11 protein-coding genes and 1 tRNA gene are annotated in these 9,299 nt (G+C 40.3%); 6 read left to right on the top strand and 6 right to left on the bottom strand.

From position 1 onward, the window contains the following. Positions 1-60: 60 nt before the first annotated feature. Positions 61-993 (bottom strand): NAD-dependent epimerase/dehydratase family protein, encoded by a 933-nt coding sequence (locus ACSQ6I_RS21545; protein ID WP_438892315.1) that lies wholly within the window; start codon positions 991-993, stop codon positions 61-63. 176 nt (positions 994-1,169) lie between these two features. Between ACSQ6I_RS21545 and ACSQ6I_RS21550 the strand changes: the two genes are divergently transcribed. The 5 genes from ACSQ6I_RS21550 (at position 1,170) to ACSQ6I_RS21570 (ending at position 6,241) form a co-directional block, all read left to right on the top strand. Beyond that, a complete protein-coding gene (locus tag ACSQ6I_RS21550; protein WP_438892316.1) occupies positions 1,170-2,312 on the top strand; it encodes a glycosyltransferase in 1,143 nt (380 codons plus the stop codon). 112 nt (positions 2,313-2,424) lie between these two features. Next, a complete protein-coding gene (locus ACSQ6I_RS21555) occupies positions 2,425-3,183 on the top strand; it encodes a sugar transferase (RefSeq protein WP_438892336.1) in 759 nt (252 codons plus the stop codon). Between the two features lie 378 nt (positions 3,184-3,561). Next, positions 3,562-4,641 (top strand): GDP-mannose 4,6-dehydratase, encoded by a 1,080-nt coding sequence (gene gmd / locus ACSQ6I_RS21560; RefSeq protein WP_438892317.1) that lies wholly within the window; start codon positions 3,562-3,564, stop codon positions 4,639-4,641. A gap of 23 nt (positions 4,642-4,664) precedes the next feature. Then, entirely contained in the window at positions 4,665-5,609 is a 945-nt protein-coding gene (locus ACSQ6I_RS21565) for a GDP-L-fucose synthase family protein (RefSeq protein ID WP_438892318.1), read from the top strand. Positions 5,610-5,668: 59 nt separating this feature from the next. Beyond that, positions 5,669-6,241: a 5-formyltetrahydrofolate cyclo-ligase gene (locus ACSQ6I_RS21570; RefSeq protein WP_438892319.1), complete on the top strand. Its 573-nt coding sequence runs from the start codon at positions 5,669-5,671 to the stop codon at positions 6,239-6,241. Between the two features lie 3 nt (positions 6,242-6,244). On the opposite strand, the gene ACSQ6I_RS21575 is transcribed toward ACSQ6I_RS21570, so the two are convergent. The 4 genes from ACSQ6I_RS21575 to ACSQ6I_RS21590 form a co-directional block, all read right to left on the bottom strand. After that, positions 6,245-6,318 (bottom strand) — tRNA-Pro (locus tag ACSQ6I_RS21575). Between the two features lie 120 nt (positions 6,319-6,438). Beyond that, on the bottom strand, positions 6,439-6,804 hold the full coding sequence (locus ACSQ6I_RS21580; protein ID WP_438892320.1) for a DUF1818 family protein: 366 nt from the start codon (positions 6,802-6,804) through the stop codon (positions 6,439-6,441). 60 nt (positions 6,805-6,864) lie between these two features. Beyond that, complete coding sequence (locus tag ACSQ6I_RS21585) at positions 6,865-7,356, bottom strand: hypothetical protein (protein WP_438892321.1); 492 nt, start codon at positions 7,354-7,356, stop codon at positions 6,865-6,867. Between the two features lie 147 nt (positions 7,357-7,503). After that, on the bottom strand, positions 7,504-7,740 hold the full coding sequence (locus ACSQ6I_RS21590; RefSeq protein ID WP_015213752.1) for a DNA-directed RNA polymerase subunit omega: 237 nt from the start codon (positions 7,738-7,740) through the stop codon (positions 7,504-7,506). Positions 7,741-7,846: 106 nt separating this feature from the next. Here ACSQ6I_RS21590 and ACSQ6I_RS21595 point away from each other — a divergent pair, with 106 nt between their 5' ends. Then, positions 7,847-8,392 (top strand): hypothetical protein, encoded by a 546-nt coding sequence (locus ACSQ6I_RS21595; RefSeq protein WP_438892322.1) that lies wholly within the window; start codon positions 7,847-7,849, stop codon positions 8,390-8,392. 16 nt (positions 8,393-8,408) lie between these two features. Here ACSQ6I_RS21595 and ACSQ6I_RS21600 read toward each other — a convergent pair. After that, on the bottom strand, positions 8,409-9,299 hold an 891-nt coding region (locus ACSQ6I_RS21600), incomplete at its 5' end, for an extracellular solute-binding protein (RefSeq protein ID WP_438892323.1).

Here is a 9,299-nt window from a genome sequence, read left to right on the forward strand (position 1 = left end):
GAGATTAAATATCTGATGAGCGTCCCCAACCTTAGCGGAATGGGGAATTATGGCGTTAGGTTAAACAGCCTTTAAAATTTCGTCATCTACAGAAAAATCTTTTTCTATTTTATCTCTGCCACTAGCTAAATAATCGCTTTCTAAAGAATCTTTCAAACCAGAAATTAAATCATATTCAGGTTGCCAGTTTAATTCTGTCATCGCTTTATTCACCGAGGCGAAAAAGTGTTGTACTCGCATGGGGAAGGCTTTGCGCTTGCCAAAATCAAATTTTTTCGGGTCATAATGGACAATTTTAACATCATCTGGTGATTTGCCAGCAGCTACAGCACAAGCACGAGCTAAACCATCAAAAGTGACAAAGCGATCGCCTGATATATTATAAATCTGCTGGATAGCCTTTTGGTTGCCGATCACCTGAGTCATTGCCAGTGCTAAATCCTTAACATGACCTAGCTGGGTGAAGTGCATTCCATTCCCAGGAATCGGAATCGGGCGATCGCGCACAATTCTATCAAAAAACCAGCCTTCCAATTCGTTATAGTTTTTCGGCCCGTAAATATAAGTTGGACGAATAGAAGTAAAAGGAATCCCTGATTGTTGCAGATAAGCTTCCGTTTCATGCTTACCTTTGTGACGACTCTTAGGATCAACAGCATCACCTTCTATATGGGGCATTTGGTCAGACTTGAGATATACCCCAGCCGAACTCATGTAGACAAAATGTTGGACACGTCCTGCAAAAATTTCTGCTAGTGGTTGCGTATCAGTGAGTTCCCTGCCATTATTGTCAAAAATGACATCAAAGTTTTCTTGTGATAATTTGGCTTTTAACTGGCTAGGGTCAGTGCGATCGCCTATAATTTGTCCTACTCCCTCTGGTGCTGGAAAATTACCGCGATTAAACAATACCACCTCATGCCCAGCCTCTACCAATAGCTGAGTCAAGTAGACACCGATAAACCTAGTTCCACCAATAACCAGAATACGCATAAATTCTCAATTCCTATGTCAGCTATTTTCTTTCATCACCATTATCTTTGAGGTTATCAGGTTGCAGCATCATCCTGGAACATCTTTTGGTAGGATTACATCTTACCGAGTACCGAGTACCGAGTATTGAGTACAAGAGAAACAATTAAATTTCCCTCTGCCCCTTACATTAAACTGTGTCCTTGAAATATGCTTTGGTTCATGAGTGGCTCACACCTAAAGCCACAGGTGGTTCAGAACTTGTTGTCCAAGAAATTTTGAATCACATTGATGCTGATTTATATGCCCTAATTGATTTTGAATCTAGGAATCCTGAAAGTTATCTCTACAAGCGTCAGATTGGGACAACGTTTCTTCAGCACTTGCCATTAGCTCGCACAGGTGTACAAAAATATCTACCGTTGCTGCCATTAGCGATCGAACAATTAGATTTGCGCCAATATGACGTAATACTATCTTCCTCCCACGCTGTAGCCAAAGGAATCCTCACAACTCCTGATCAGATGCATATTTGTTATTGTCATAGTCCAATGCGCTATGCTTGGGACTTGACATTTGATTATTTAGAACAAAGCAAACTGGGTAGAGGCACAATCGGGTGGATAACTAGATATTTATTGCATAGCTTGCGTCAATGGGATGTATTGAGTGCAAACCGGGTTGATTACTTTATTGCCAACTCTGAGCATACAGCAAGGCGGATTTGGCGTTGTTATCGACGAGAAGCAAAAGTCATTTACCCACCGGTGGATATTGATAACTGTCCCTTTTCATCTGAAAAAGAGGATTTTTATCTGATCGTTTCCCGATTAGTCAGCTATAAACAAGTATCCTTGATTGTTCAGGCTTTTAATCAACTAAAACGGCCATTGGTGGTGATTGGTACAGGACCAGAAATGAAAAATCTGCAAGCGATCGCAAATCCTGATATTCAAATACTAGGATGGCAACCTGATGATGTAGTAAAAAAATATATGGCTCGTGCTAAAGCCTTTATCTATGCAGCTTGCGAAGATTTCGGCATAGCCTTAGTAGAAGCTCAAGCTTGTGGCACTCCAGTCATTGCTTACGGAGCAGGTGGCGCTCTAGAAACTGTTCGAGATATTCGCGCTTGTTTCGATACAGGAACAGGTATATTCTTTAAAGAACAAACAGTAATAGCTTTAGTAGATGCAGTAGAAAAATTTGAAGCCTATCAGGATTTTTTAAAATATGAGTATATAAGATTACACTCAACCCAGTTTTCTCAACAGGTTTTTGCCGATAACTATCTAGGTTTTCTCAATCAGTGTCAAGAAAAAAGACCGTTCCGCAAATAATGGTCAGGGTTATTGTATTTTTTTTGTAGGTTTTTGGGAATATTACCCCAGAATCACTGCCTTTTAGCTTTAAGATCGGGACTATGTGTGGTGTGGATTATTAAGGAGTATGATGACTGCCCAGAGCTCACTCCTCTCCGGCAAGCGTTACCCACGTAAAGATGCTAGTGCCTCGACGCATACTTTAGCAAAACGTGGTCAAAAAGCTAAACCCCCCAAGGTAAAACCTAGAGGTTTGGCTTTTCAGGGTTTAAACGGAGAGTTTGCCAAACGACTGTTCGATATTGCATTTTCGCTGTCGATTTTGATTTTGTTTTTCCCCATATACATAATTTTGGCTTTACTGATTGCTGTCAGTTCAAAAGGCCCAATTTTTTATGTTCAGGAACGGGTTGGTAAAAACTATCGCCGCTTCAAATGTATTAAATTCCGTACTATGGTGAGGAATGCCGACGAAATCCTCGTCCAAATCATGGAAACATCCCCAGAGTTGCGCCAGGAATTTGATAGCACTTTTAAGCTCAAACAAGACCCCCGGATTACCAAAATTGGTCACTTCCTGCGAATTACCAGCTTGGATGAATTTCCCCAGTTTTGGAACGTTTTAACAGGAGATATGAGTGTAGTTGGCCCACGCCCCCTAGTAGCGGAAGAATTACCAAAATACGGTTGTCACATCGAGCATATTTTAACCATCCGTCCGGGAATTACTGGATTGTGGCAAGTATCTGGACGTAATGATATTCCTTATCCACGGCGAGTCCAAATAGATCTGCATTATGTCAAATTCAGGAATTTTTGGCTAGATTTATGGATCATCTTGAAAACGATTGATGTAGTCATCATGCCCAAAAATAACGGGGCATACTAAGAAAATACTCAAATTTGAGTTTATGGGGCAATTCATGAATTGCCCCATAATTTTGGATTTTTGTATAAATTGTTGAAGCACCACTTCATACAGAAATGCTTTAGGAACATAAATTTTATTCAGTCTTTATAAAAATCAATAATCAATGAAATTTTGGCAAAGATATGAAAAATTACCAAATTATACTCAGAACTTAACCCCAGATCATGAGAGAATCAGTTGTTAAAGTACTTTTTATTAAGTATATTGGTCTACATTTAAGTTTTGATAGCAACTAAGACTTGTAGGTTTATAATCAGACAGTTTTAGCAATGATTTGCTAACGTATTTGTTATAGTCGGTAACTTTTACAACATCAATAACAGGGAATAATTGGGCATGACACAACAAAAACGAGCTTTGATTACTGGTATCACTGGTCAAGATGGTTCATATCTGAGTGAGTTTTTGCTAGAAAAAGGTTATGAAGTTCACGGTATTATTCGTCGGACTTCTACCTTTAACACAGACCGGATCGATCACATCTACGAAGATCCTCATAAAGAAGGGGTCAAATTATTACTTCACTATGGCGACTTGACAGACGGTACTACATTGCGCCGGATCTTAGAAGAAGTCAAGCCTACAGAAATTTATAATCTGGGCGCTCAATCTCATGTCAGAGTCAGCTTTGATTCACCAGAATATACAGTAGATGCGGTGGGCATGGGAACCCTTCGTTTATTAGAAGCTATCCGTGATTACCAACAACGCACAGGGATTCAAGTCAGGTTCTACCAAGCCGGTTCCTCGGAAATGTATGGCTTAGTACAAGCAGTACCTCAAAGTGAGACCACACCCTTTTATCCCCGGAGTCCGTATGCTTGTGCTAAAGTTTACGCCCACTGGCAAACAGTGAATTATCGTGAATCTTACAACTTGTTTGCTTGTAATGGCATTCTGTTTAACCACGAATCTCCTCGTCGAGGTGAAACCTTTGTCACCCGTAAAATCACTAGAGCCGTTGCCCGTATTTTTGCTGGAAAACAAAAGAATATATACATGGGCAATTTGGATGCCAAGCGAGATTGGGGCTATGCCAAAGATTACGTAAAAGCTATGTGGTTGATGTTGCAAAAAGACGAGCCAGATGATTACGTGATTGCTACGGGTGAAACTCACTCGGTGCGCGAATTTCTCGATTTGGCTTTTGGCTATGTGAATCTCAATTGGGAAGATTATGTGGAGTTTGATGATCGTTATCTGCGCCCAGCTGAAGTAGATTTGTTAATTGGTGATCCTACCAAGGCACAACAAAAGTTAGGTTGGAAACCTTCTGTAACTTTCCCAGAACTTGTATCCTTGATGATGGAAGCTGACTTGCAAGCTTTGGGTTACACTTCTCCTAATGGAAATGGTTCACAACAACCCAAAGATATTGCTACTACTCGTCAGGAACTAGGCGCTCTCCACTTTTGATTTATACCCCTAAGGATAAAAATATGACTGCCTTAGAACTAAAAAATAAACGGATTCTTGTGACGGGTGGGGCTGGTTTTCTAGGTCGTCAAGTGATAGATCAGCTTTGCAAAGCTGGGGCTGATCGTGAGAAAATTACAGTAACGCGATCGCATGATTGTGATTTGCGGGTCTGGGAAAATTGCCAGCGTGCAGTTGACCAACAAGATATTGTCATTCACCTAGCTGCTCATGTTGGTGGTATTGGTCTCAACCGCGAAAAACCCGCAGAGTTATTTTACGATAACTTGATGATGGGAACCCAGCTAATTCATGCTGCCTATCAAGTAGGTTTAGAAAAATTTGTCTGCGTTGGTACTATCTGCGCTTATCCCAAATTCACACCAGTCCCATTTAAAGAAGAAGACCTCTGGAATGGCTATCCAGAAGAAACTAACGCTCCCTATGGAGTTGCAAAAAAAGCCCTTTTAGTTCAACTACAATCTTACCGTCAGCAGTACGGCTTTAATGGTATTTACTTGCTACCAGTGAACTTATATGGGCCTGAAGATAATTTTGACCCTAGAAGTTCCCACGTTATTCCAGCGTTAATTCGTAAAGTTCACGAAGCCCAAGTTAAGGGAGAAAAGCAACTTCCTGTTTGGGGTGATGGTTCTCCTACCCGTGAGTTTTTGTATTCAGAAGATGCTGCACGGGGGATAATCATGGGTACTCAATTATACAATGATTCTGACCCAATTAATTTAGGAACAGGTTATGAAATCTCTATCAAAGATTTAATTAATCTGATTTGTGAATTAATGGAATATGAAGGGGAAATTATCTGGGAAACTGACCAACCCAATGGTCAACCACGGCGCTGTTTAGATACCGAAAAAGCAAAACAAGCCTTTGGATTTACTGCTCAAGTTAGCTTCCAACAAGGGCTAAAGAATACCATTTACTGGTATCGTCAACACGCTGCATAGTTAAAATGTAGGGGTTTAGCAATGCTAAACCCTGAATTCCAAAAATTCAAAATTGAACATTGCAAAAAATTGATTTACAGGTAAATAAGACAAAACTCCGGCGTAATCTGCTAAAAACACGTCAATCTCTGACTGTTGGTGAGTGGAGAGAAAAGAGCGATCGCATTTGTTCACAAATCCAAACCTCGATTCTGTTTACCCAAGCAACCACTATCCTGGCCTATTTCAGCTTTCGTCAAGAACCTGACCTCAGTCCACTTTTTACAGACTCTCAACGTCGTTGGGGATTTCCTCGCTGTGTGGGTCAGTCCCTATCTTGGCACTTATGGGAACCTGATGATCCACTTCAAATTGGCAATTATGGCATTAATGAACCCCATCGAGAAGCACCTATCATCAATCCTGATGAAGTAGATTTAATCCTCGTTCCTAGCGTAGCTTGCGATCAACAAAAATACCGTTTAGGTTATGGTGGTGGTTATTATGACCGTTTGTTGAGTTCTCCAGCTTGGGCTAAAACACCTACCTTGGGCGTGGTTTTTGATTTTGCCTATTTATCTCAACTACCTGTTGCAACTTGGGATAAACCGTTACAATCTGTGGTAACTGAAGTAAAACTACATCACATTTAAAAATCGGAGCGGCGGGATTCGAACCCACGACCTCCACTACCCCAAAGTGGCGCGCTACCAAGCTGCGCTACGCCCCGTTTACTTAACTTGAAACTTTAGATTTTTGGATTAGGGATTATTCCAAACTTGTGCATCTAAAATTAATTAAGTCACTCTTACGAGAGTAACATGAGTTTAAGGAAAATGGCAAGCCCCTTTCAAAAAATTTTTAGCATTACCGTAGCTTGCAATAAACCTGGTACAGCCTCAGCTTCCCATTTACCTTCTACACCCCTGCCTGTATTGAGAATAAAGCGTAAATTATAGGAGTTGGGATAGCCTTCTACCTCCATCCACAATAAATTGCTTTCAGCTTCACAGGCAATTTTTTCTTCATCCATTAATTCTGCGGCTAAATGCTTCATTGTGTCCCCAAGCTGGTTTAAGAGCCGACAAAAATCATTTAATTCAATTTCGGTTAATTCTATCGCCCAGTCATCTGTACCAACTAAGCCTTTAAATTCTGCTGCGTCGGGATTCCAGCCTATACGCCAACCGTTGCCACTTTTTAGGACTTTGTGCATGGTTAATTTTTTAAACGCAGAGGAACGCAAAGTAAAACGCTTCAGGGGCGCTGAGAGATATTAAGATTGAGGATTAAAGATATTGACTAGGACTTGGACTAGGTGATTGCGTTGGTTGCGGGTAAGTTTGGTTATGGCGGTGCGATCGCTCTCTAGTGGATTTTGCTTTAAGGAATCATTACCTGGATAGGATGCTTCATAAATAGTTTCGTTTGCATTTAAGTAATCTGCCAAAGTTAATTTCCAATCTAAGCGATATATGGGCGATCGTCCTTTCACATAAATGTGGTAACGAATCATCCGACTAGCTAAGGTGTTTTTTTCGGCAACCTTGCCAGTGTCTTTGCTTATATATTGGTTTTCTTTTGGCAGGTCGGGTAATTGCTGGTACACAACCTGCCAAACATCGCTAGGACTGATTCTCTGAGCTACAGCAGGAGAGATGCTAGGAAAATTTGAGCTTCCTAAACCCAAGGTAATTACACTCACTGTAATCAAGATAATTATCAGTCCTGAGTTGAACTGCAAAAATAAAAATTTTTTCTTATTCATTCTCCAAACCTTTAAGGGCATGGTTTCCCCGCCCTAGATTGTATTGCGTCCCACAGAAAACCTATGAGTAGTTAAACAAAAAGGGAATCGGGGAGCAGAAACCAGGAAAAAATTTTTCCCAATATCCAATCCCCAATAACGTGCAAATTATAATTCGCCGATAATCTCTGGTTGAGTCATTTCATCAGACATCTCAATAATTGCTCTGAGTACGGGTTTCATCATCACATCTTCGTTATTTTCAAAGTCTTCATAACGCCGACGCTTGGCACGATTTGCCACTTGAACTGTAATCCGATAGCGATTTGAGGCGGCGCTAATGAGATCCTCAGCACGGTGCATAATCTGAGACTGGGTTGTCTCGAACTTGGAACGCTTCAGCATAGTTAGTGTTTGTTGGGATTCTTCCTCAGTTTAGCAGTACTTATGGAAGCTGAGAGATTTGAATCACATATATTAGAAGGATACAGGATTTTTTTCAGAAGCACTTATGTCTAAATGCAATGTAGTTACTGGACAGAAATCTCTTTCGCTCATACTCAGCTTAAGTCTCAGCACCTTTTCTATTTTACCCCCCCTTCCCTCACGGGCTGAAAGTATACCCCAGCCTTCTGATGCACCACTGGAACTGAATGTACTCACCAAGCCTACAGCTTCTGTGATTACAGCTAACACTATCAACCCTAAAAACTTAACCATTCCTAGTTTATGGTGGGCAAAGGAAAATTCCGAAAATAAACTTTTAGATAACTGGATAGCATACCCAGCTTCTGAACAAGAAACAGCCCGTGTAGACTTGATTGTGAATCAGCAAGTTTGGAGCTTACTAGACTATTTAGAGCGCTACAAATTCGTTAACGGATTGGGTAGCATGGCTAGAAATTTTGGTTATAACATCCGAGTTTTTAATTATCAACAAGAAATGTTAGCAACTTATACTTGTAATTTGAGTAAAAGCCCAGCTTTATGTAATATCAAAATGAGTATTCAGAGTAAATTAGGGTTACGTCAAAATCTCCAGTTAACTGAAGAATAAAATTCAGTATTGAAAATTAGCCTGAATTTTTCATTTTGATAAATAAAGACTCATATTGCTTTGTTGCTGCTGGTGACAAGGGTAGTAAAAATTCGCTTTTGTCAAAAACTTCCTGGTTTGTTAATAACAGGTTTTCTAATTGTTTCTGGATATCAGTAGCAACAATATTTTTCGCCATTGGTGAATTAGTTTTAGTCAGGATGGCAATTTTTTTAGCTATATTTGGTTGCCAACAAAAATCAATCCATTGGGATGCTAAAGCTCTTTTGTCAACCCCTGCGGGACTTACCCATAAGTCTGCCCAAATTGCAGTTCCTGATTGGGGAATTACTGCGGTTAGTTTTGGATAACGACTTAGCAAAGGCATAACATCATTTGACCAACCTACTGCTAACCAGGTATCTCCGGTGATGAGCGGTTCTAGATAGGTAGTGGAGTCATAGAATTTTACTTGTTGATTTAATGCCTGTAATTCTGCCTCTAAAGAGGGAATTTGGTCAAGATTTTCTGTATTATATGATTTTCCCAGTTTCTTTAAAACCAGACCAATTACTTCCCTGGGGTGATTGAGGAGCGAAATGTGCGATCGCAATTCACTACGCCATAAATCACTCCAATCTTTTGGTTGCCAATCTAATTTTTGGAACTTTTCCCGATTATAAATAATTACTGTATTACCCCAGCGATAAGGCGCACCCCAAACCTGTCCTTGAGGGTTAATATTACCTTGTTCGTCTCGCGTTACTAGTTGCTGCCACTTTTGCTCTAAAACAGGCCATTGTTTAATTTGTTCTGTTTCTAATGGTTGAATTAGTTTCTGTTCAATTGCCGTTTTTAGCCAATAGTCTCCTAATGTCACCAAGTCTGATTTCGATGTTGTTTGACTTTGGTTGAACGGGATATAACG

Origin of the sequence: Anabaena sp. WFMT, assembly GCF_051781005.1 — a bacterium.
Taxonomy (GTDB): Bacteria; Cyanobacteriota; Cyanobacteriia; order Cyanobacteriales; family Nostocaceae; genus Anabaena.